Genomic DNA, 754 nt, shown 5'->3' with positions numbered 1-754 from the left:
TGCTCACCTTTCATCGTATCTATTGGCATGAGCTCGTACGCGAGACCTGTCTCCATCAGATAAAGAGCTACTTTCATAGGGTTTGGGGTTTGATGAAAATAAAACTTAAGCATGTTGGTATCCTTAAAGGGCTCGAAAGGTTTAGGTATTAGTCTTACAACCACTATAAACAAAAATGAACGACCGTTCAAGTTGTTTTGAGCAATCGTTCATTTCATTGGAGTAACTATAAAAACGTCTCTTACTAAGCAGATTTTTGCGGACGTAACAATAAAGCAAGTCCAATCGCTACAAAGGCTGCGATGCCAGACACCATATAACTGATGCTAAAGTCTCCCGTAATTTCTGCCAGATAGCCTGCTGCCACTGGCCCAAGAGCCTGTCCACCTGAAAAGGCAAAAGTCAGCGCTGCAAGTGCACTTGCCGCCGCTGCAGGTCCAAAATAATCGCCGGCAGAGGCCGCCATAATGACAGGAACGCTCCAAACCACTAAGCCAAACAGGATAATGGACAAATACAGTCCTAAAGTCCAATCAGTCAATCCAACCAGCAGATAAGCGATGGCAAGGAAGAAAAAAGCCAGCGCGAGACCAAGGCGGCGGCCAATGTGGTCAGAAATCCAGCCAAACAACATGCCTGAAAAGACACTAAGTAGACCTATCCATGCCCAAATACCGCCCGCAGTCGCTTCACTCAGTTGATACGATCCAACCATGCTAGTCACGATAAAGGTCACGTAAACCATATAAGTGGC

General features: G+C 45.9%; 1 protein-coding gene. It reads right to left on the bottom strand.

Features of this window, described 5'->3' with window-relative positions; all coding sequences use genetic code 11:
- Window positions 1-244 precede the first annotated feature (244 nt).
- A partial coding sequence (locus tag ACS8FD_RS19850; RefSeq protein WP_439277131.1) for an MFS transporter occupies window positions 245-754 on the bottom strand: 510 nt, incomplete at its 5' end.

It is taken from the genome of Psychrobacter sp. 1U2 (assembly GCF_051847575.1).
The sequence above is the reverse complement of the archived record's forward strand: the minus strand, read 5'-3'. Positions and strand labels throughout refer to the sequence as shown.